The 19,974-nt window shown below is 75.3% G+C and carries 20 protein-coding genes; 4 read left to right on the top strand and 16 right to left on the bottom strand.

Annotated elements, in window-relative coordinates; translation table 11 throughout:
* The 9 genes from C5507_RS20625 to C5507_RS20585 form a co-directional block, all read right to left on the bottom strand.
* A partial coding sequence (locus C5507_RS20625) for a ComEC/Rec2 family competence protein (RefSeq protein ID WP_158657671.1) occupies nt 1-1,037 on the bottom strand: 1,037 nt, incomplete at its 3' end.
* Nucleotides 1,034-1,888 (bottom strand): ComEA family DNA-binding protein, encoded by an 855-nt coding sequence (locus C5507_RS20620; protein ID WP_104530370.1) that lies wholly within the window; start codon nt 1,886-1,888, stop codon nt 1,034-1,036. The genes C5507_RS20625 and C5507_RS20620, both read right to left, overlap by 4 nt.
* Nucleotides 1,889-2,105: 217 nt before the next feature.
* Entirely contained in the window at nt 2,106-2,975 is an 870-nt protein-coding gene (locus C5507_RS20615) for a DegV family protein (RefSeq protein WP_104530369.1), read from the bottom strand.
* Between the two features lie 68 nt (nt 2,976-3,043).
* A complete protein-coding gene (locus tag C5507_RS20610; protein WP_104530368.1) occupies nt 3,044-3,796 on the bottom strand; it encodes a histidine phosphatase family protein in 753 nt (250 codons plus the stop codon).
* The gene (gene rsfS, locus C5507_RS20605; protein ID WP_104530367.1) at nt 3,793-4,218 is read right to left on the bottom strand and encodes a ribosome silencing factor; all 426 of its coding nucleotides are present in this window, start codon (nt 4,216-4,218) and stop codon (nt 3,793-3,795) included. The genes C5507_RS20610 and rsfS overlap by 4 nt, the downstream gene beginning before the upstream one ends.
* Entirely contained in the window at nt 4,215-4,958 is a 744-nt protein-coding gene (gene nadD, locus C5507_RS20600) for a nicotinate-nucleotide adenylyltransferase (RefSeq protein ID WP_242610944.1), read from the bottom strand. Before nadD ends, rsfS begins: the two co-directional genes overlap by 4 nt.
* A gap of 327 nt (nt 4,959-5,285) precedes the next feature.
* Nucleotides 5,286-6,710, bottom strand: a complete 1,425-nt coding sequence (locus tag C5507_RS20595) for a vWA domain-containing protein (RefSeq protein ID WP_207225653.1) — start codon at nt 6,708-6,710, stop codon at nt 5,286-5,288.
* Nucleotides 6,710-7,591, bottom strand: a complete 882-nt coding sequence (locus tag C5507_RS20590) for an AAA family ATPase (RefSeq protein ID WP_104530365.1) — start codon at nt 7,589-7,591, stop codon at nt 6,710-6,712. The genes C5507_RS20595 and C5507_RS20590 overlap by 1 nt, the downstream gene beginning before the upstream one ends.
* Before the next feature lie 33 nt (nt 7,592-7,624).
* A complete protein-coding gene (locus C5507_RS20585) occupies nt 7,625-8,878 on the bottom strand; it encodes a glutamate-5-semialdehyde dehydrogenase (RefSeq protein WP_242610943.1) in 1,254 nt (417 codons plus the stop codon).
* A gap of 88 nt (nt 8,879-8,966) precedes the next feature.
* Here C5507_RS20585 and C5507_RS20580 point away from each other — a divergent pair, with 88 nt between their 5' ends.
* The 4 genes from C5507_RS20580 to C5507_RS20565 are packed head-to-tail and all read left to right on the top strand — an operon-like array spanning nt 8,967 to nt 12,193.
* The gene (locus tag C5507_RS20580; RefSeq protein WP_104530364.1) at nt 8,967-9,932 is read left to right on the top strand and encodes a metal ABC transporter substrate-binding protein; all 966 of its coding nucleotides are present in this window, start codon (nt 8,967-8,969) and stop codon (nt 9,930-9,932) included.
* Nucleotides 9,929-10,747, top strand: a complete 819-nt coding sequence (locus tag C5507_RS20575) for a metal ABC transporter ATP-binding protein (protein ID WP_104530363.1) — start codon at nt 9,929-9,931, stop codon at nt 10,745-10,747. The genes C5507_RS20580 and C5507_RS20575 overlap by 4 nt, the downstream gene beginning before the upstream one ends.
* A 1-nt stretch (nt 10,748) precedes the next feature.
* Nucleotides 10,749-11,771 carry a metal ABC transporter permease gene (locus C5507_RS20570; RefSeq protein ID WP_104530362.1) on the top strand — a complete coding sequence of 341 codons (1,023 nt, stop codon included), beginning with the start codon at nt 10,749-10,751 and terminating at the stop codon, nt 11,769-11,771.
* Nucleotides 11,772-11,773: 2 nt separating this feature from the next.
* Nucleotides 11,774-12,193 (top strand): Fur family transcriptional regulator, encoded by a 420-nt coding sequence (locus tag C5507_RS20565; protein ID WP_242610942.1) that lies wholly within the window; start codon nt 11,774-11,776, stop codon nt 12,191-12,193.
* A gap of 32 nt (nt 12,194-12,225) precedes the next feature.
* On the opposite strand, the gene C5507_RS20560 is transcribed toward C5507_RS20565, so the two are convergent.
* From C5507_RS20560 to C5507_RS20530, 7 genes are all read right to left on the bottom strand, one after another.
* Entirely contained in the window at nt 12,226-13,008 is a 783-nt protein-coding gene (locus C5507_RS20560) for an isocitrate lyase/PEP mutase family protein (RefSeq protein ID WP_104530360.1), read from the bottom strand.
* A gap of 19 nt (nt 13,009-13,027) precedes the next feature.
* Entirely contained in the window at nt 13,028-13,510 is a 483-nt protein-coding gene (gene def / locus C5507_RS20555; protein WP_104530359.1) for a peptide deformylase, read from the bottom strand.
* A 29-nt stretch (nt 13,511-13,539) separates the two neighbouring features.
* Nucleotides 13,540-14,676, bottom strand: coding sequence for a glutamate 5-kinase (gene proB / locus C5507_RS20550; protein ID WP_207225651.1), 1,137 nt, complete (start codon nt 14,674-14,676; stop codon nt 13,540-13,542).
* On the bottom strand, nt 14,673-16,247 hold the full coding sequence (gene obgE, locus C5507_RS20545) for a GTPase ObgE (RefSeq protein WP_104530358.1): 1,575 nt from the start codon (nt 16,245-16,247) through the stop codon (nt 14,673-14,675). The genes proB and obgE overlap by 4 nt, the downstream gene beginning before the upstream one ends.
* A gap of 155 nt (nt 16,248-16,402) precedes the next feature.
* Nucleotides 16,403-16,660 (bottom strand): 50S ribosomal protein L27, encoded by a 258-nt coding sequence (gene rpmA, locus C5507_RS20540; protein ID WP_104530357.1) that lies wholly within the window; start codon nt 16,658-16,660, stop codon nt 16,403-16,405.
* Nucleotides 16,661-16,667: 7 nt separating this feature from the next.
* A complete protein-coding gene (gene rplU / locus C5507_RS20535) occupies nt 16,668-16,979 on the bottom strand; it encodes a 50S ribosomal protein L21 (protein WP_104530356.1) in 312 nt (103 codons plus the stop codon).
* A gap of 209 nt (nt 16,980-17,188) precedes the next feature.
* Nucleotides 17,189-19,974: Rne/Rng family ribonuclease (locus C5507_RS20530; protein WP_104530355.1), on the bottom strand; the 2,786-nt coding region annotated here is incomplete at its 5' end.

The raw sequence follows: 19,974 nt of genomic DNA, 5'->3' as shown, positions 1-19,974 counted from the left end.
CCCGGGTCGCGCGCGAGGGCGGGCTCGGCCAGCAGCAGCACGACCACGGCCGCGCCCAGCGCGGGCAGCGCGGCCCGCGCCCGCCCCGAGGCGAGCGCCAGCAGGGTGACCGCGCCCATCGCCGCGGCCCGCACCACGCTCGCGCTCGGGCCCGCGAGCACGACGAAGCCGGCCAGGCCCAGCGCTCCGACGCACGCCTGGAGGCGGCGGTCGACCGCCCGGCGCCGCAGCGGCCAGAGCACCCCGGCGATCACGATGGCCACGTTCGCCCCCGAGACGGCGGTGAGGTGGGACAGCCCGGCCAGCCGGAACTCCTCCTCGAGCACCGGGTCCATCGCGCGGGTGTCACCGACGACCAACCCGGGCAGCAGACCCGCCGGCCGCGGGTCGAGGACGCGGGTGGACGACGCCGACAGCGACTCGCGGACCACGGCGGCCACCCGCTGGGCCGGCCCCGGCTCCCCGGCCGACCGCGGGGGTCCGCGCGCCGAGAGGACGGCCGTCACGTCGTCGGTCGGCTCGGGCGGCGCCAGCGCGACGCGGCAGCGCACCTGCTGCCCCGGGAGCAGGCCCTCCCAGCCGTCGGCGGGGGCGAACAGGAGGACCGCGGCGCCGGATCGCTGCCGCCCGCCGCCGAGGTCCACCTCGTCGACGTCGGCGTCGAGGACCACGCGGGGCGGGCCCCCACCGGTCAGCCGGTGCGGGGTGCCGGTCACGGTGAGGGTCAGCTCCACCGTCGCCCGGGCCTCGGCCGCCTCCCGCAGCGGCGCCCCCTCCCGCACGCCCGTCCGGACGGCGGCCGTCCCCGCGGTCACCACCACCGCCGCCAGGACGCCGACCGCCACGGACGCGCCCGACCGGCGCAGCGGCACGGCGCCCAGCAGGAGCGCACCCGCCGCCAGGGCACCCAGGACGCCTGCCGCGAGGTGCGGGGCCAGGAGCGTGACGGCCCACACCGTCGCAGCCGCCGGCCACAGGCGCAGGTCCAGCCACTGCCACCGGGCGTCGCCCCGGGCCCCGGGACCTGCGAGTGTCACACCGTCACCAGTTCCGCGAGGTCGGCCGCGATCGCCGGGCCGATGCCCGGCACGTCGTCCAGCTCGTCGACGCTGCGGAAGGGGCCGTTCCGGGCGCGGTGGTCGACGATCCGCTGGGCGAGGACCGGCCCGATGCCCGGCAGCGCGTCCAGGTCGACCACCCCGGCCGCGTTGAGGTCGACCCGGCCTCCCCCACCGCCCGTCGCCCCACCGGAGGAGGGAGCCCCCACCACGGGGCCGGCAGCTCCCGGGACGCCCACCGCGATCTGCTGCCCGTCGCTCAGCGGCGCCGCCAGGTTCACCGACGCCGGGTCCGCGCCCGGGAGCAGCCCGCCCGCGGCCTCCACCGCGTCGGCGACCCGCGCACCGGTGCCCAGCGTGACCAGCCCGGGCCGCCCGACCTGACCGACCACGGATACGACCACGGTGGCGGAGCGCTCCGCCACCTCACCGACCGACGGCGACGACGACGGAGCGTGGGCGGTCTCCCCCGGTGCCGCCGCGGCCGTCGGGGCCGGCTCGACGGTCGGACGGCTGAGCCAGGTCCAGCCGAGCAGCAGCGCGACGGTCAGGACCCCAGCAACCCCGAGCGCCCGCGCACCGGGCCGGCCGATGTCCCAGCGCGCCGCGGTGCCCGGCGCGCGGTGGCGGCCGAGCCCCGGGGGAAGCGCCGGCTCCTCCGCCGGACCGTCGAGCGGGACGGGGTCTCGCACGTCTTCCGCCTCGAAGGCGTCGAGCTCGTCCTCGTCGGGCACCCAGCCGCCGGGGGCCGGGGCGTGCTCCGCCAGCAGGGCCCGCAACCTGGCACGGATGACGTCGGCGTCGTCGCTGCGGCGGGGAGGGAGGCGCACCCCGGCGACGCTAGGAAGAGCCGGTCAGCCGGGGAGCCGGATCCGCCCGGCTGTGGACGGACCCGGCGACTGTGGACGACCGGGCGCCCCGGGGCCCGAACCGGCTTGAGCCGGCCCAGCCGACGTCCGGCCGCGCCGTGGCGCGCCTGGACGTCAGCGGAAGCGGCTCAGGCCCCGTCCGGGACCTGATCCGGGGAGCAGGAACGCAGGGGCGCGGTCACGCGCCGTCCGCGTCCTCCTCGGCCGGCAGGCAGACGACCACACCCACCGCGCCGGGTCCCACGTGCGCGCCGATGGCCGCGCCGAGCTCGCTCACGTGCAGCTCGCGGATCGCGGGCACCCGCGCCCGGAGCTCGGCGACGAGCCGCTCGGCCCGCTCGGCGGCCGCGAGGTGGTGCACGGCCAGCGAGACCTCGCGCTCCCCCGCGTGCTCGACCACGTGCTGCACGAGCCGGTGGACGGCCCGGGCCGAGGTCCGCACCTTCTCCAGGGGCACCACGCTGCCGGCCTCCACGTGCAGCACCGGCTTGACCGCCAGCGCCGAGCCGAGGATCGCCGCCGCCGAACCGATCCGTCCGCCCCGGCGCAGGTGTTCGAGGGTGTCGACCACGAAGAAGGTGCGGGTGCGGTCGACGGCTGCCCGGGCGATCCGGTCGACGGTGTCCCGGTCGGCGCCGTCGGCGGCGGCGCGGGCCGCTGCGAGCACCGCGAACCCGGTGCCCATGGCGGCGGACCGGGAGTCGACGACGGAGACGATGTGCTCCCCCACCTGCGAGGCCGCCACCCGCGCCGCGTCCCACGTGCCCGACAGCTCCGACGACAGGTGGATGGAGACCAGGCGGTCGGCCCCGGCGTCGAGCGCGGCGCGGTACGCCGCGACGAAGTCGCCGGGCGTGGGCCGCGACGTGGAGACCCGCTGCCCCCGCGTGGACAGGGCCTTCGCGACGTCGGCCGAGCTGATGTCCTCGCCTTCCCGGCCGGAGCGGCCGGAGAGGACCACGTACAGCGGGACGACGTGGATGCCGTACTCGTCGACGGTCGAGCGGGGCAGGTAGGCCGTCGAATCGGTGAGGACGGCGACGGGCACGCGGCGAGGCTAACCGGCACCGGGCCGGACGACGGCCCCGGTGCCACCCGGGCGGGGCGGCGGGCCGCTCAGCCGACCGCGTCGGCGTCCTGCGCCGGGTCCGGCCCGGGCTGCCCGCCGGTACCGGGCAGCACGGTGGTGCCGGTGTCCTCGCGCCGCTGCGGCCGCCCGCCGGGGAGCCCCTCCGGCACCGGTCCGGCGGAGTGGTTGTGCCTGAGCAGCCGCCACCGGCCGCCCTGGCGGGCCAGCTCGCTCCACGCGCAGTTGCCCAGCGGGCCGAACACGCGGCGGTGGTCGGGCCCCAGCTCCAGCAGCCGCTCGATCAGCCGGCCGCTCGTGCCGCCGTGAGTGACGACGACCGCGACCTGCGCCGGCGGCAGCTCCTGCAGGGCGGCCAGCACGCGCTCGGCGACCGCGGCCGTCTCCTCGCCGCCCCGTCCCCGCACGTGGCGCCCGGCGAGCCAGTCGGCGTACTGCTCGGGGTACCGGTCGGCGACCTCGTCGCGGGTCAGCCCCTCCCACGAGCCCATGCCGTGCTCGCGCAGCCTGGGCTCCAGCTGCAGCGGGACGCCCAGCAGGGCGGTGAGCTCACGGGCGGTGTCGGCCGCGCGCACCAGATCGCTCGACACGACCACTGCGTCCTGCCCGGCGAGCCCCGCGACCAGGTGCGGCGCGGCGTGCGTCGCCTGGGCGCGGCCGACGTCGTCCAGGGGCGGGTCCAGCTGCCCCTGGAAGCGCCCCGCGGCGTTCCACCCGGTCCGCCCGTGCCGCCAGACGACCAGACGGCCCACCGGCAGCTCGGGCAGAGCAGGAGCGGTCACTGGCCGGCCGTCTCCACGACCGCAGGGCTGCCGGCGTCCTCGGCGGCGGGCTGCGCCGGCGCGGCCGAGTCGACGAACGGGATGGTCGGGCAGTCCTTCCAGAGCCGCTCGAGGGCGTAGTAGGCGCGCTCCTCGGCGTGCTGGACGTGCACCACCACGTCGACGAAGTCCAGGAGCACCCAGCGCGCCTCGGCGACGCCCTCCCGGCGCACCGGCTTCACGCCGTGCTCGCGCAGGCGCTCCTCCACCTCGTCGACGATGGCCTGCACCTGCCGCTCGTTGGGTGCGGACGCGAGGACGAAGGCGTCGGTGATGGCGAGCCGCTCGCTGACGTCGACGATCGAGACGTCGGTGGCGAGCTTGTCCGCGGCCGCCTGGGCGGCGACGAGCGCGGTCTCCCGTGCTTCGGCCGAGGCGGTCATCGGGGTACCTCCTGGAGGTGAGAAGTCGTCGTCGAGGGATCAGCGCCGGCGCCGGCGGAGGGATTCCCCGGCGTCCCGGGTGGGGGGCGGTCGTAGGTGGGACGGTCGCCTGACGGGCGCCCGTCCGAGGCGGCCGGACGGTTCCGGCCGTGCGGTCGGCGGTAGAGCCCCCGCTTCTCGATGTACTGCACGACGCCGTCGGGCACGAGGTACCAGACCGGCATCCCGCGGTCCACGCGCTCCCGGCAGTCGCTGGAGCTGATCGCCAGCGCCGGGATCTCCACGAGGCTCGCCCTGCCCTCGGGGAGGTGGGAGTCGGCCAGCGTGTAGCCGGGACGGGTGACGCCGATGAAGTGCGCCAGCTCGAAGCAGCGGGTCCCGTCGCGCCAGGTCATGATCTGGGCCAGGGCGTCGGCGCCGGTGATGAAGAACAGCTCCGCGTCCGGCCGCTGGGCGTGCAGGTCGGTGAGGGTGTCGAAGGTGTACGTCGGACCACCCCGGTCGATGTCGACCCGGCTCACGGAGAAGCGCGGGTTCGACGCCGTCGCGATGACCGTCATGAGGTAGCGGTCCTCGGCCGGGCTGACCGACCGGTCGCTCTTCTGCCAGGGCTCACCGGTCGGCACGAAGACGACCTCGTCCAGCCCGAAGAGCCCGGCGACCTCGCTGGCGGCCACCAGGTGCCCGTGGTGGATGGGATCGAACGTCCCGCCCATCACCCCGACTCGTCGACCTGCCACCGGACGAGCGTATCCGCAGGCCCCCGGGGCCGGCCCCGTGAGGACCGGCCCCGGCCCGCGGATCCACCCGGCCGGCCCGGGGCCGGACCGGATGGGCCCACTGCGACCGGCTCCCCCGTGCAGCCGGTCGCCGTCCGGCCGCGACGCTGCGGGCGGCGGATGTCGACGTGTCGACATCGCGCTGACCAACGCGGCAACCCGGCATTCGGTTACGGGCCCGTCTCGCGAAAACCGACCGGCTGGTCGCGGGTGCGCCGACGGCGACACGTCGACTCCTCGACGTGGCGACAGGCCGACGGACCGACGTAGCCGGGCGGCCCGGCACGCTCAGAGGGTGGTGACGAAGTCCGTGAGCTGGGCGGCGTTGCGGCACTCCACCATGTCGATGACCTCGCCGTAGCGGTCGGCCGCGGAGTCGCCGCTCCCCCACAGCCGGCGCGGCTCCGGGTTGAGCCAGTGCGCCGAGCGCGCCTTCGACACGAGCCCCGCCAGCACCGGGACGCCGGGCTGCCGGTAGTTGGTGCGACCGTCCCCGAGCACGAGCAGCGACGTCTTGGGCCCCACGGCCGAGGCATACCGGTCGGCGAACACGTCGAAGGAGTTGCCGTAGTCGCTGTGCCCGTCGAAGGCCACGACCTGCGCCTCCCGGCCGATGCGGGCGATGGCGTCGGCGACGTCCACGCCTGGCGCGAAGAAGCGGGTGACCTCGTCGGTGGAGTCGACGAAGGCGAAGGCGCGGACGCCGGTGAAGTGCTCCCGCAGGGCCTGGGTGAGCATCAGCGTGAAGTGGCTGAAACCGGCGACCGAGCCGCTGACGTCGCAGAGCACCACGAGCTCCGGCTTGTGCACCTTGCGCGGGCGGTGGTGGGTCACCACCGGCACCCCGCCGGTGGCCAGCGACGCCCGGACGGTCTTGCGGAAGTCCAGCCGGCCCTCGCGGCCCATCCGGCGCCGAGCGGAGAGGCGCACGGCCAGCCGCCGGGCCAGCGGTGTCACGGCGCGGCGCAGCTCGGCGAGGTCGGCGGCCTGCGCCCGGAGGAAGTCGACCTGGTCGGCCAGCGGGCGGACGGCGTTCTTCGCGACCCGGTCCCGCCCCTTCTCCGCCGCCGTCCGCCGGCGCACCTCGGCCTCCACCGCGGCGCGGAAGGCCGCCAGCCGGTCGCGCACCGTCTGCCGGGCCACCTGCTCGGCCAGCCCGCCGCGGTCGGCGTCGCCGAGGAGCCCGGCCAGCAGCTGGGCCACGAGGGTGTCCGGGGACAGCGCCCGCAGGACCCGGTAGCTGAAGTAGGACTGCCCCGACGGGGTCGGCTGCCCCGGCCCCAGCTGGTCGACGGCGTCGCGGGCGAAGCGGCGCAGCTCCTCGGGGTCGCCGTCCTGGAGCAGCCGGAGCAGCTCGGCGCGCATCATCTCGGCCAGCGCCGCGTCGTCGGGCACGTCGAGGGTCGACTCCGGGCCCTCGGTGGCGCCGTCCCCGGCACCGTCCCCGGAGGCCGGGCGGTCGCTCAGCGGCCACCACAGGTCGAACAGCACGTCGTAGGTGGGCCGCTGGGCCGCCCGCTGCAGCAGGACCGCCGCCAGGCCGTGGCGCAGCTGCTCGCGGTCCAGCAGGTCGACCACGGTGAGGATCTCCGCGGCGTCGACGGCCTGGCTGATGCCGACGGGGATCCCCGCCTCGCGGACCGCCCGGACGAACCCGTCGAGGTGCCCGGCCAGTCCCCCGGCCGTCCGGGTCCCCTGCGGAGCAGCGTTCATCAGTTCAGCCGGAGCTCGGCGGCGGCGCGGGTCTGGTCGCTGGCGTGCTTGAGCACCACGCCGAGCGTCGAGCTCATCGCCTGCTCGTCGAGGGTGTCCAGGCCGAGCTCGAGCAGGGTCTGCGCCCAGTCGAGGGTCTCGGAGATCGACGGCGACTTCTTCAGCTCCAGCCCGCGCAGCGCCCGGACGGTGCGGACCAGCTGGTCGGCCAGGCCGGGCGCCAGGTCGGGCACCCGCGAGAGCACGATCTCGCGCTCCCGCTCGGCCGACGGGTAGTCCAGCGCCAGGTAGAGGCAGCGGCGCTTCAGCGCCTCGGAGAGCTCCCGGGTGGCGTTGGAGGTGAGGACGACGGTCGGCCGCCGGGTTGCGGTGATCGTGCCGAGCTCAGGGATGGTGACCTGGAAGTCGCTGAGCACCTCCAGCAGCAGGCCCTCGACCTCGACGTCGGCCTTGTCGGTCTCGTCGATGAGCAGCACGGTGGGGTCGCTGCGGCGGATCGCGGTGAGCAGCGGCCGGGCGAGCAGGAACTCCTCGCCGAAGATGTCGTCGTGGACGGTGTCCCAGTCCGCGCCGCCCTCGGCCTGGGATGCCTGGATGCGCAGCAGCTGCTTCTTGTAGTTCCACTCGTAGAGCGCCCGCGCCTCGTCCAGGCCCTCGTAGCACTGCAGCCGGATCAGTTCCGAGCCCGTCGCCGCCGCGAGCGCCTTGGCCAGCTCGGTCTTGCCGGTGCCCGCCGGCCCCTCGACCAGCAGCGGCTTGCCCAGCCGGTCGGCGAGGAAGACGGTCGTCGCGATCTGCGCGTCAGGCAGGTAGCCCGCCGCGGAGAGCCGCTTGCCGACGTCGGCGACCGACGAGAAGTTCGGGGACTGCTGGCGGGGCATCGGGCGGGCTCCTCGGCGGGGCGGCGGGCGGGGTCAGCGGGTGTGGCCGCGCCCCGTGACGACGTAGGTGGTGGAGGTGAGCTCGGGCAGCCCCAGCGGGCCGCGGGCGTGCAGCTTCTGGGTGGAGATGCCGATCTCGGCGCCGAAGCCGAACTCGCCGCCGTCGGTGAACCGGGTGGAGGCGTTGACCAGGATGGCGGCGGCGTCCACGCCGGCGGTGAACTCGGAGATGGCCGCCGCGGAGTCGGCGACGATCGCCTCGGTGTGTCCGGTGCTCCACCGCGCGATGTGCTCCAGGGCCTGCGGCAGGTCGTCGACGATCCGCACCGCCATGTCCATCGACAGGTACTCGGTGGCCCAGTCCTCGTCGGTGGCCGGGACGACGGTGTCGTGGGCGGCGCGCGCCGCATCGTCGCCGTGCAGGGTGACCCCGGCGCCGGCCAGCGCGGCGAGCAACCGCGGCAGGAAGGGCACGTCCCGGTGCACGAGCAGCGTCTCGGCGGAGTTGCAGACGCTCACCCGGTGGGTCTTCGAGTTGAGCACGACCGCCTCGGCGATCGCCGGATCGGCGGAGGCATCCACGTAGACGTGGCAGTTGCCCTCACCGGTCTCGATCACCGGCACGCGGGCCTCGCGGACCACCCGCTGGATCAGCGACGCGCCACCGCGCGGGATCACCACGTCGACGTACCCGCGGGCGTTCAGCAGCTCCCCCACCGAGGCGCGCTCGGCCGGCAGCAGCTCGACGAAGCCGGCCGGCAGACCGGCCTTCTCCCCTGCATCGGTGAGGACGGCGATGAGCGCGGTGTTGGTGCGGTAGGCGGACGCGGAGCCGCGCAGCAGGGCGGCGTTGCCGCTCTTGAGGCACAGGCCGGCCGCGTCGACGGTCACGTTGGGGCGCGCCTCGTAGACGATGCCGACGACGCCGAGCGGCACGCGGACCTGCTTGAGCTCCAGGCCGTTGGGCAACCGGTTCCCGCGGACGACGTCGCCCACCGGGTCGGGCAGCGCGACCAGCTGGCGCAGCGCATCGGCGACCCCGGCGACGCGCCCGGCGTCCAGCCGAAGCCGGTCCAGCACCGACGCCGGAGTGCCGGCCTCGGCCGCGGCGTCGACGTCGGCGGCGTTGGCGGCGAGGACCTCCTCGGTCCGCTCGACCAGCGCCTCGGCCATCGCCGCCAGCGCGGCGTCCTTGGTATCGGTCGGGAGGGTGCGCAGCACCCGGGCAGCCGACCGCGCGCGCAGGGCGGCGGCACCGATCAGGGGCAGCTCAGCGACCTCGGACACGCCCGCGAGGGTACGCGGGGCCGTCGCACACCAGGCACCGTTCGCCCGGACGGGTCCGGCGCCGGCCCGCTGTGCGAGAATGATTCTCATGAACATCTCGGCCACCGGGCGGACCGCCTGCGCAACGGCGTCCGCCGCGCTGCTCCTGCTCACCGGATGCGGCGGCTCCGACGGTGGCGCCGCGGCCGCGGGCGGTGACGGCCTCAGCGTCGTCGCCGGCTTCTACCCGCTGGAGTGGGCGGCGTCGCGGATCGGCGGCGACCTCGTCGAGGTGTCGTCGCTGACCGCTCCTGGTGCCGAACCGCACGACCTCGAGCTGACGCCGCGGGACGTGGCCGGCGTGTCCGACGCCGACCTGCTCGTCCACCTCGGTGGGTTCCAGGCAGCGGTGGACGAGGCCGCCGAGTCCCAGGCGGGCGACCACTCGTGGGACGTCGCCGAGGTCGCGAACCTCTCCCTCACCGCCTCGGGCGACGACCACGAGCACGCCGAGGACGAGCACGCCGAAGAGGGGCACGCCGAGGACGAGGAGGCCACCGACCCGCACTTCTGGCTGGACCCCACCCGGCTCGCCGACGTCGGCGACGCCCTCGCCGAGCGGCTGACCGAGCTGGACCCCGACGGCGCGGAGACCTACGAGCAGAACGCCGCCGCCCTGCGCGAGGACCTCGAGGCCCTCGACCAGGAGATGTCCGCCGGGCTGACCGACTGCGCCGTGGACACCCTGGTCACCAGCCACGACGCGTTCGGGTACCTCGCCGACCGCTACGGTCTCGAGGTGGTCGCCATCAGCGGGATCAGCCCCTCCGCGGAGCCGTCGGCCGACCAGCTGGCCCAGATCTCCTCCCTCGTCACCGAGCGCGGGGTGACCACGGTCTACACCGAGACGCTGGTGGACCCGGCCGTCGCCGAGACCGTGGCCGCCGAGGCCGGTGTCCGCACCGCGGTCCTCGACCCGCTCGAGGGGCTGACCGACGAGTCGGCGGGCGAGGACTACCTCGCCGTCATGCGGGCCAACCTCGCCACGCTGCAGGAGGGTCAGTCCTGCTCATGAGCACCACCCCGGCCGGCGGTGCGCCGGTCGTCGAGCTGCGGCGGGCCACCATCGGCTACGGCGACGTCGCCATCGTGCGCGACCTGGACCTGACCATCCGCGCCGGCGAGGCGGTCGCCGTGCTCGGCTCCAACGGCTCGGGCAAGACGACGCTGGCGCGCGGGCTGCTCGGCCTGGCCTCCCTGCTCGACGGTGAGGTGCAGGTGCTCGGCGCCCGGGTCGGCGGGCTGCGCGACCGGGGCCGGGTGGGCTACGTGCCCCAGCGCCACTCGGTCAGCGGCGCCGTGCCGGCCACGGTCCGCGAGGTGGTCGGCGTCGGCCGGCTGGCCCGCCTGGGGCTGCTGCGCAGGCTCGGCCGCAAGGACCGCGCGGCCGTCGCCGACGCCGTCGCGGCGGTCGGACTCGAGGACCGGATGGACGATCCGGTGGCCTCGCTCTCCGGCGGGCAGCAGCGCAGGGTCCTGGTGGCCCGGGCGCTGGCCGCGGAACCGGAGCTGCTGATCATGGACGAGCCCACCGCGGGCGTGGACGCCGCCAACCAGCAGGTGCTCGCCGGCGTCCTCGGGCGCATCTCCGCGAGCGGCACCACCCTGGTCGTCGTGACGCACGAGACCGCCCCGCTGGCCGACGTCCTCTCCCGGGCCGTCGTGGTCGACCACGGGAGGCTGGCCTACGACGGCCCGCTGGCCGAGGCCGCGCGGCACGACGAGCCCGGTGTCCACCACCACCCACCGGCGCGCGAGCGGTCCGGCTACCGCCTCGACCAGCCGACGGTGACGACCCGGCCGCGCGGCGCGGCCCACGAGGGGCACTGACGTGGACATCCTCGACTACGACTTCATGCAGCGGGCGCTCCTCGCCTCCCTGATGGTGGGGCTGGTCGCGCCCGCCGTGGGCGTGTTCCTGGTCCAGCGCCGCCTCTCCCTGCTGGGCGACGGGCTGGGCCACGTCGCGCTCACCGGCGTCGGCGTCGGCGTCCTCACCGCCACCAGCCCGGTGTGGACCGCCCTGGTCGCCGCGGTGCTGGGCGCGGTGCTCATCGAGCTGGTCCGCGCCCGCGGCCGCACCAGCGGCGACGTCGCCCTGGCGGTGCTCTTCTACGGCGGCATCGCCGGCGGCGTGGTGCTGCTGAGCCTCGCGCCCCGGGGCCAGGCGACCAACCTGGACTCCTACCTCTTCGGCGCGATCACGACGACCAGCCCGGAGGACGTCGCCGTCTTCGCCGTCATCTCCGTCGTGGTCCTGCTGACCGTGGTCCTGCTCGGGCAGCGGCTCTACGCCGTCAGCGACGACGAGGAGTACGCGCGCGCGGTCGGGTTGCCCGTGCTCGGCCTCAACATAGTCCTGGCGGCCCTGGTCGCCTCCACCGTCGTGCTGTCGATGCGGGTGGTCGGCCTGCTGCTGATCAGCGCCCTGATGATCGTGCCGAGCGCGATCGCGCAGCTGCTGGCCCGCAGCTTCCGCGAGACGGTCGCCCTGGCCTGCGTCGTCGGGCTGGTCGTGAGCGTCGCCGGGACGACGACGTCCTTCTACGCGGGGACGCCGTCGGGCGGCACGATCGTGCTGCTGTCCATCGCGCTGTTCCTGCTCGTGTCGACGGGAGTGGCGGTGCGGCAGGCGACGGCGCGCCGGCGGCACCGGCGCCGGGTCGACGTCCACGACGCCCACCCGCACGAGCACGGCGACGGCTGCGGGCACCAGCCGGTGCCGCACGGCGACCACGTGGACTACGACCACGACGGGCACCGGCACGCACCGCACCGGACGGGCGAGGGCGTGCACTACGACGAGCACGGCGAGCACCCGGTCGGCGCTCCCCCCGCCGGACGGACGGGGTGACCGTGGGCGATCCGGCACCCGCCGACCTCTCGGGTCGTCGCAGCACCCGCCAGCGCAGCGCCCTCGTGGCGCTCCTCGAGGAGCTCGACGAGTTCCGCAGCGCGCAGGACCTGCACGCCCTGCTGCGCGCGCGAGGCGATGCCGTCGGCCTGGCGACCGTCTACCGCACGCTGCAGAGCCTGGTGGACGACGGGCAGCTCGACGTCCTGCGCAGCACCGACGGCGAGGCCGCCTACCGCCGGTGCTCCCCCAGCCACCACCACCACCTGGTCTGCCGCTCCTGCGGCCGCACCGTGGAGGTCGCCGACCCGCCGGTCGAGCGGTGGGCGGCGCGCATGGCCGCCGAGCACGGCTTCACCGACGTCCAGCACCAGGTCGAGGTCTTCGGCACCTGCGCCGCGTGCACGACCGCGCCGTCCTGACGCCGCGGCCGAGGGCGGCGGGAGCCGCCCGGTCAGCTGAGCGCGCGGGTGCCCGGCGGCAGCACCCCGCCGCCCACCATGTCCACGACGGCGTCCTGCAGCGCGGTCAGCGCGACCCGCTGGGTGAACGGTCCGGTCGAGACACGGGCGACGCCGAGCTCCTGCATCTCGCGGGCCGGCAGCGAGGCTCCCGGCACGCTGATCAGGGTCAGCTTGCCGCGGCCAAGCCCGTCGACGACCGCCTCGATCTCCTCGCGGGCGATCAGCCGCGGGATGAAGACCACGGGCGCACCGGCCTCCAGGTAGGCCCGACCACGGCGCACGGTCTCGGCGACCAGCCGGCCGCGGTCAGCGCCCTCGGGGGCCCGGACGAAGGTGTCGGTACGGGCGTTGAGCACGAAGTCGATCCCGGCGTCGCGGCCGGCACGGACGACGGCCTCCACGGCGGCCACGGCCTCGTCGAGCGGCTTCATCTGGTCCTCGAGGTTGCCGCCGACGACGCCGGCGGCGATGGCTCGGCGGGCGGTCTCGCCCGCATCGCCGTAGCCGGCCTCCATGTCCATGCTGACCGGCAGGTCCACGGCCGAGGCGATCCGGGCGACCATGTCCAGGTGCAGCTCGAGCGGGATGTTCTCCCCGTCCTCGTAGCCGTACGTGGCCGCGATGCCGTGGCTCGCGGTGGCGAGGGCCCGGACGCCGTCGGTGGCGGCCACCACCCGGGCGGAGGCGACGTCCCACACGTTGGTGAGGACCAGGATCTCCGGAGCGGTGTGCAGGTCGAGGAGTGCGCGGGCGCGCGTCGCGAGGTCGGTCACGACCGCGACCGTAGCCAGGTCAGCGGTCGCGGAGTGCGCGCAGGGCGCTCTTGCGCGCCTCACCGGTGAGGCGGTCGAGGAAGAGCTTCCCGTCGAGGTGGTCGACCTCGTGCTGCAGGCACCGGGCCATCAGCCCGCTGCCCTCCAGCCGCAGCGGCTCGCCGTGCACGTCGAACCCCTCGACGACGGCGTGCATGGCGCGGACGGTGGGCGCCCAGATGCCGGGCACGGACAGGCAGCCCTCGTCGCCGTCCTGGGTCTCCTCGGACAGCTCGACGATGCGCGGGTTCACCACGTGCCCGATGACCCCGTCGATGTTGTAGGAGAACGCGCGCAGCCCCACCCCGATCTGCGGGCCGGCCAGCCCTGCCCGGCCGGGGTGGTCGACGGTCTCGACCAGGTCGCGGACGAGGGCGGCGAGCTCCCGGTCGAACGAGCGCACCTCGTCGGCAGGGGTGCGCAGGACGGGGTCACCGACTTCGCGGATGGGGCGGATCGTCACCCGGGCAGTCTCTCAGCCGCTCGTCGGGCTCAGCGCGACCGGCCGACCAGCACCATCTCGTCGCGGTGCACGACCTCGCGCCGGTGCTCCGGCGGGAGGTCCCCGGTCTTGCGACCGAGCAGCGCGGGCATGTCCCGGGCGTCGTAGGCCACGAGCCCCCGCGCGACGACGACGCCGTCGGGCCCGACCAGCTCGACCGGGTCGTCGGCCAGGAACTCACCGGCCACCCCGGTGATGCCGGCGGCCAGCAGCGAGGCGTGCCGCTCGCGCACCGCGGTCACCGCCCCGGCGTCGAGGATCAGCCGGCCCCGGGGTCGGCTGGCGTAGCGCAGCCAGAACTGGCGGGCGCTGGGCCGCTTGCCCATGGGGGCGAAGAGGGTGCCCACCCGGTCCCCGGCCAGCGCACCGGCGGCCTGCGAGGTGGAGGTGACGACGACGGGGACCCCGGCGTGCGCGGCGATGAACGCCGCCTCCACCTTGGTCGCCATCCCGCCGGTGCCCACGCCGTTGCGGCTGGCCGAGCCGAGGGTGACCGCGGCGAGGTCGGCCGGGTCGCGCACGGTGTCGACGAGCTGGGCCGGACCGGTACGCGGGTCGCCGTCGTAGACGCCGTCGACGTCGGAGAGCAGCACCAGCGCCTCGGCCCGCGAGACGTGCGCGACCAGCGCCGCCAGCCGGTCGTTGTCGCCGAACCGGATCTCCTCGGTGGCGACCGTGTCGTTCTCGTTGACGATCGGCAGCGCCCCGAGGGCGAGCAGCCGGTCGACGGTCTGGCGGGCGTTGCGGTAGTGGCTGCGGCGGGTCACGTCGTCGGCGGTGAGCAGCACCTGCCCCACGGTCAGCCCGTGCCGGCCGAAGGCGTCGGCGTAGGTCTGCACCAGGCGCAGCTGCCCGACGCTGGCCGCGGCCTGCGCGGTGGCCAGGTCGCGCGGGCGGCCGTCGAGGCCCAGCGGCGCCAGGCCGGCCGCGATGGCCCCGGAGGAGACCAGCACGACCTCGCGGCCCGCGGCCCGCACCGCGGCGAGCACGTCCACCAGCGCCGTCAGCCGGTCGGCGTCCAGCCCGCCGGCGAGCGTGGTGAGCGAGGAGGACCCGACCTTCACCACGACCCGGCCCGCGCCGGCGATCTCCGGCCGGGCGGCGGTGGTCGCGGGGGCGCCGGTCACCGGTCGCCGTCCACCAGGGCGTCGTCGGTGGTCTTCCCGTCGATCCGGACGTCGTCGTCCTCGTCGAAGACGTCGTCCAGCCCGGCCAGGTCCTCGTCGGTCCAGCCCTGGTCGGACATCTCGAACGGCGTGCGGCGTGCCTTCTTGGCCGCGAGCCGCTCGGCCGCGCCCAGCCGCTCGTTGTTCTCCAGCCGGTTGTCGGTGCCCCGGCCACCCAGGCCGGCCGACTCCTCGGCGGTGAGGGTGCCGGCGGGCAGCGTCGGCGCCCAGTCGAAGGTGACCCCGCCGATGGTGACCGCGTCGCCCTCGCGGGCACCGGCCTTCGCCAGCTGCTCCTCGACGCCCAGCCGGTTGAGGCGGTCGGCGAGGAAGCCGACGGCCTCGTCGTTGGTGAAGTCGGTCTGGCGCACCCAGCGCTCGGGCTTGACGCCACGGACGACGAAACCGTCCGGGTCGTCGGGGTCGCGCCCGACGGTGAAGCCGGAGTCGTCGACGGCGCGCGGGGTGAGCGTGATGCGGACCGGCTCGGGCGCCGGCAGCGACGCCCGGTGCTCCTCGACCGCCGCGGCGAGGGCGAAGCCGAACTCCTTGAGCCCCTCGCCGGTGGCGGCGCTGACGGCGTACACGTCCAGTCCGCGAGCCTCCAGCGTGCTGCGCACCAGGTCGACCAGCTCGCGGCCGTCGGGCACGTCGATCTTGTTCAGGACGGCGATCCGCAGCCGGCCGACCAGGTCCAGCTCCTCGCCGCCGGCCGCCGCTCCCGAGTACATGGCGAGCTCGTGCTCCAGCGCCTCGATGTCGCTCTCGGGGTCGCGGCCGGGCTCCATGGTGGCCATGTCGACGACGTGCACCAGGACGGCGCAGCGCTCGACGTGCCGCAGGAACTGCAGGCCCAGGCCCTTGCCGGTCGACGCCCCGGGGATCAGGCCCGGCACGTCGGCCATCGTGTAGACCGTATCGCCGGAGCGGATGACGCCGAGGTTGGGCACCAGCGTCGTGAACGGGTAGTCGGCGATCTTCGGGCGGGCCGCGGACATGGCGGCGACCAGCGAGGACTTGCCGGCCGACGGGTACCCGACGAGGCCGACGTCGGCGATGCTCTTGAGCTCCAGCACGGCGTCGAAGGCCTCACCGGGCTCGCCGAGCAGCGCGAAGCCGGGCGCCTTGCGGCGGGCGTTGGCCAGGGCGGCGTTGCCGAGACCGCCCTTGCCCCCGTGCGCGAGCACCACGCGGGTGCCAGCGCCGATGAGGTCGGCGATCTGCCGGCCGTCGGGGGTGGTCACCACCGTGCCCTCGGGCACGCGCAGCACCCGGTCCTCGCCGCGGGCGCCGTGCCGGTTGCTGCCCGCGCCGGGGCGGCCGTTGGCCGCCTTCTGGTGCGGGCGGTGGTGGAAGTCCAGCAGGGTGTGCGCATTGGGGTCCACCTCGAGGACGACGTCGCCGCCGTCCCCGCCGTTGCCCCCGTCGGGGCCGCCCAGCGGCTTGTACTTCTCGCGGTGCACCGAGGACACCCCGTGCCCGCCGTTACCGGCGGCGACGTGGATGGTGACCCGGTCGACGAAAGCGGCCATGTGTGTCGAGCGGACGAGTCCGCGCCGCCTCCTACCTACCTGTCAAGCGCCACGAGCGCACAGGCCACCGGCCCGTGCGCCCGCAACTGAATGGAACGGCCCCACCCAGGGGCCCACCCTGAGCCTGCGAAGGGTGGGGAGGGTGGGGTCCTTCTTCAGGCCTCGACCGCGGAGATCGAGATGGTCTTGCGTCCCCGCTTCGTGCCGAAGGTGACCGAGCCCGGCGCGAGCGCGAACAGCGTGTCGTCGCTGCCACGGCCGACGCCGAGACCCGGGTGGAAGTGGGTTCCACGCTGACGGACGATGATCTCGCCGGCCTTCACGATCTGGCCACCGAAGCGCTTGACGCCGAGGCGCTGCGCGTTCGAGTCGCGGCCGTTGCGGGAGGACGAAGCGCCCTTCTTGTGTGCCATGTCGGCGTCAGCCCTTCGAGATGTCGCGGACCACGACGCTGGTCAGGGGCTGACGGTGCCCCTGCCGCTTGTGGTAGCCGGTCTTGTTCTTGAACTTGTGGATGTGGATCTTCGGGCCCTTGCCGTGCTCGACGATCTCGCCGGTCACGGTCACCTTGGCGAGGGTCGCCGCATCGCTGGTGACGGTGTCCCCGTCGACCAGCAGGATCGCCGGGAGGGCGACGGTGTCGCCCGCCGCACCCTGCAGGCGGTTGATCGTGAACGTGTCGCCCACGGCCACCTTGTGCTGGCTGCCACCGGCCTTCACCACTGCGTACACCACTGACTCCTCGTTCGCTTCTTCACGTCAAGCTCTGTGTCCGGCGCGCACGACCGGAACGGGCGCCGGGTGCTTGGACTGGCTGCGCACGCCGTCCCGGCGGCGCCCGGGGGCGCCTGCGCGGTGGCGCAGCAACCCGTCCAGCGTACCCGAGCCGTCCCGGGCGGTCGACATGCCCCGGTTGTGCTCCTGCTGACCCGGCCGGCGGACTACGCCGGCGGGCCGGCCGGCCGGCTGGCTGCCCGGCGACGGCGCGGCCGGGAGACCGCCACCGGCGCCTCGGCGGGCTCGCTGCCGACCTGGTCACCGGGCTCGGCACCGGCGTCGGTGGTGTGGTCCACCCCGCCCGGCGTCACGTCGGCGGTCGTCGTGGCGGGGGTGATCGGCACCGCGTCCTGCTCCGGCACCTCGACCGCCCCCACCTCACCGGCGGGCAGCACGTCCTCGGCCTCGGCCTCCGGCTCCGCCGGCACCGGAACGGTCTCGGGCAGCGGCTGGACGGTGGTCACGCGCACCGGCGGGTCGAGCTCCCGCACGGGCGGCGCGACGTCCTCGACGATCTCGGCGGACCCGTCGGCCACCGGCTCGGCCGGTGCGTCGTCCTCCGCCCGGGCCCCGGCGAGCACGGCGGCGTCCTCGGCCACGCGGTCCTCCCCCGACTGGCCGCGGTTGCGACGGCCGCGGCTGCGGCGGCCACCGCTGCGGGTGCCCTCGGCCGGCTCGGCGTCGGTCCCGGTCTCCGGAGCCGCCTCGACGGTCGCGTCGGCGCTCTCGTCCTTGTCCGGCTCGGGCACGGACTCCCTGCCCGCGTCACGGGCCTGGTCCCTGCCGCCCCGGTTCCGGCCCCCGCCGGACTCCCGGCCGCCGGAGTCCTTGCCCGCGCCGGAGTCCTTGCTCCCGCCGGACTCCTTGCCGCCGCCGCCGTTGCCCCGGCGCTTCTCGTCCACCGGGTCGGTGCTGACGATGATGCCGCGGCCACGGCAGTGGTCGCAGGACTCGGAGAAGACCTCGAGCAGCCCCTGGCCCACCCGCTTGCGGGTCATCTGGACCAGGCCCAGCGAGGTCACCTCGGCGACCTGGTGCTTGGTGCGGTCACGGCCCAGGCACTCGGTGAGCCGGCGCAGCACGAGGTCCCGGTTGCTCTCGAGCACCATGTCGATGAAGTCGATGACGATGATGCCGCCGATGTCGCGCAGCCGGAGCTGGCGGACGATCTCCTCCGCCGCCTCCATGTTGTTGCGGGTGACGGTCTGCTCCAGGTTGCCGCCCGAGCCGGTGAACTTGCCGGTGTTCACGTCGACGACGGTCATCGCCTCGGTGCGGTCGATCACCAGCGAGCCGCCGCTGGGCAGCCAAACCTTGCGGTCGAGCGCCTTGGCCAGCTGCTCGTCGATGCGCAGGTCGCGGAAGACGTCGCCCTCGCCGGTGTAGCGGCTCAGCCGCTCGGTGAGCTCCGGGGAGACGTGCGCGACGTAGGCCTCGACGGTGTCCCAGGCGTCGTCGCCCTGGACGACCAGGTCCTTGAAGTCCTCGTTGAAGACGTCGCGGATGACCCGGATGGCCAGGTCCGGCTCGCCGTAGAGCAGGGTCGGCGCGTTCGACGTCGACTCGGCCTTCTTCTGGATGACGTCCCACTGCGCGGTCAGCCGGTTGACGTCGCGGGTGAGCTCCTCCTCCGAGGCGCCCTCCGCGGCGGTCCGGATGATCACGCCGGCGTCCTCGGGGACGATCCGCTTGAGGATGTCCTTGAGGCGCTGGCGCTCGGTGTCGGGCAGCTTGCGGCTGATCCCGGTCATCGAGCCGCCGGGCACGTAGACCAGGAAGCGGCCGGGCAGGTTGATCTGCTGGGTCAGCCGCGCGCCCTTGTGGCCGATCGGGTCCTTGGTGACCTGCACCAGGATCTTGTCGCCGGACTTGAACGCGGTCTCGATCGAGCGCTGCTTGCCCGAGAGGCCCGCGGCGTCCCAGTTGACCTCACCGGCGTACAGGACGGCGTTGCGCCCCTTGCCGATGTCGACGAACGCCGCCTCCATGCTGGGCAGCACGTTCTGCACGCGGCCGAGGTAGACGTTGCCGGCGAAGGACGTCGCCTGCGCCTGGGTGACGTAGTGCTCGACGAGGACGTCGTCCTCGAGGACGGCGATCTGCGTCCGCTCGCCGCGCTGCCGGATGACCATCTTGCGGTCCACGGCCTCGCGCCGGGCGAGGAACTCCGACTCGGTCAGGATCGGCTGACGGCGGCGCCCGGTGTCCCGGCCGTCCCGGCGGCGCTGGCGCTTGGCCTCCAGCCGGGTCGAGCCGGTGATGCCGCGGACGTCGTCGTCGCTGGTGGCGCGGCCGTTGCGGCCGGCGCGCTCGGGCCGGTCGTCGTCGTCGCCGTCGTCGGAGGCGTCGTCACCGGCGGAGCTTCCACTGCGGCGGCGCCGGCGGCGGCGCCGGCGAGTGCTCGACCCGCCCGAGGACTCCTCGCCCTCACCGTCGCCCTCGGCGTCGTCCTCGCTCTCGCGGGTGTCCTCGGCGCGGTCGTCGTCGTCCTCGTCGGAGTCGGTGCGCTCGTCACCGGTCTCGTCGTCGGCGGAGTCCTCGCCGCTGCGGCCACGGCCGCGGCCACGACGGCCCCGGCGACGGCGGCGGCTGGCCGAGGAGCCGGTCTCGTCGGAGTCGTCCCCGGAGTCACCGCTCTCGTCGGCGTCGTCGGCCTGCTCGTCGTCCAGGTCGGCGTCGGCCTCCGGCTGCTCGACCGGACGGCGTCCGCGGGAGCGGCTGCGCCGGCTCCGGGGAGCCTCCTCGACGGCCTGGTCCTGGGTGGCGTCCCGGTCCTCGGCCGACTCCTCGGCGAGCTCGGGGTCCGGCGACTCGGCCGGGCGGCGGCTGCGGCGGCGCGGCGCGGCGGGCACGTCGGCCGGCGGCGCCACGAAGCTGATGAAGGCCGGCACGGGTGCCGTGGGGGCGGCGGCGACCGGCTCGGCGGCGCTCGGCTCGGCCGCGCCGGCCG

The sequence above is a fragment of the Blastococcus saxobsidens genome, from assembly GCF_002938435.1.
Lineage (GTDB): Bacteria > Actinomycetota > Actinomycetes > Mycobacteriales > Geodermatophilaceae > Blastococcus > Blastococcus saxobsidens.
Note: the sequence above shows the minus strand (reverse complement) of the source record. Positions and strands in the feature narration are given on the sequence as shown.

Excerpts from the sequence above, each read along its gene's own strand:
- rsfS (WP_104530367.1), bottom strand. The coding sequence starts at position 4,218 with ATGACCGCCTCGGCCGAAGCACGGGAGACCGCGCTCGTCGCCGCCCAG.
- C5507_RS20595 (WP_207225653.1), bottom strand. The coding sequence starts at position 6,710 with ATGAACGCTGCTCCGCAGGGGACCCGGACGGCCGGGGGACTGGCCGGG.
- C5507_RS20590 (WP_104530365.1), bottom strand. The coding sequence starts at position 7,591 with ATGCCCCGCCAGCAGTCCCCGAACTTCTCGTCGGTCGCCGACGTCGGC.
- C5507_RS20580 (WP_104530364.1), top strand. The coding sequence starts at position 8,967 with ATGAACATCTCGGCCACCGGGCGGACCGCCTGCGCAACGGCGTCCGCC.
- C5507_RS20575 (WP_104530363.1), top strand. The coding sequence starts at position 9,929 with ATGAGCACCACCCCGGCCGGCGGTGCGCCGGTCGTCGAGCTGCGGCGG.
- obgE (WP_104530358.1), bottom strand. The coding sequence starts at position 16,247 with ATGGCCGCTTTCGTCGACCGGGTCACCATCCACGTCGCCGCCGGTAAC.
- rpmA (WP_104530357.1), bottom strand. The coding sequence starts at position 16,660 with ATGGCACACAAGAAGGGCGCTTCGTCCTCCCGCAACGGCCGCGACTCG.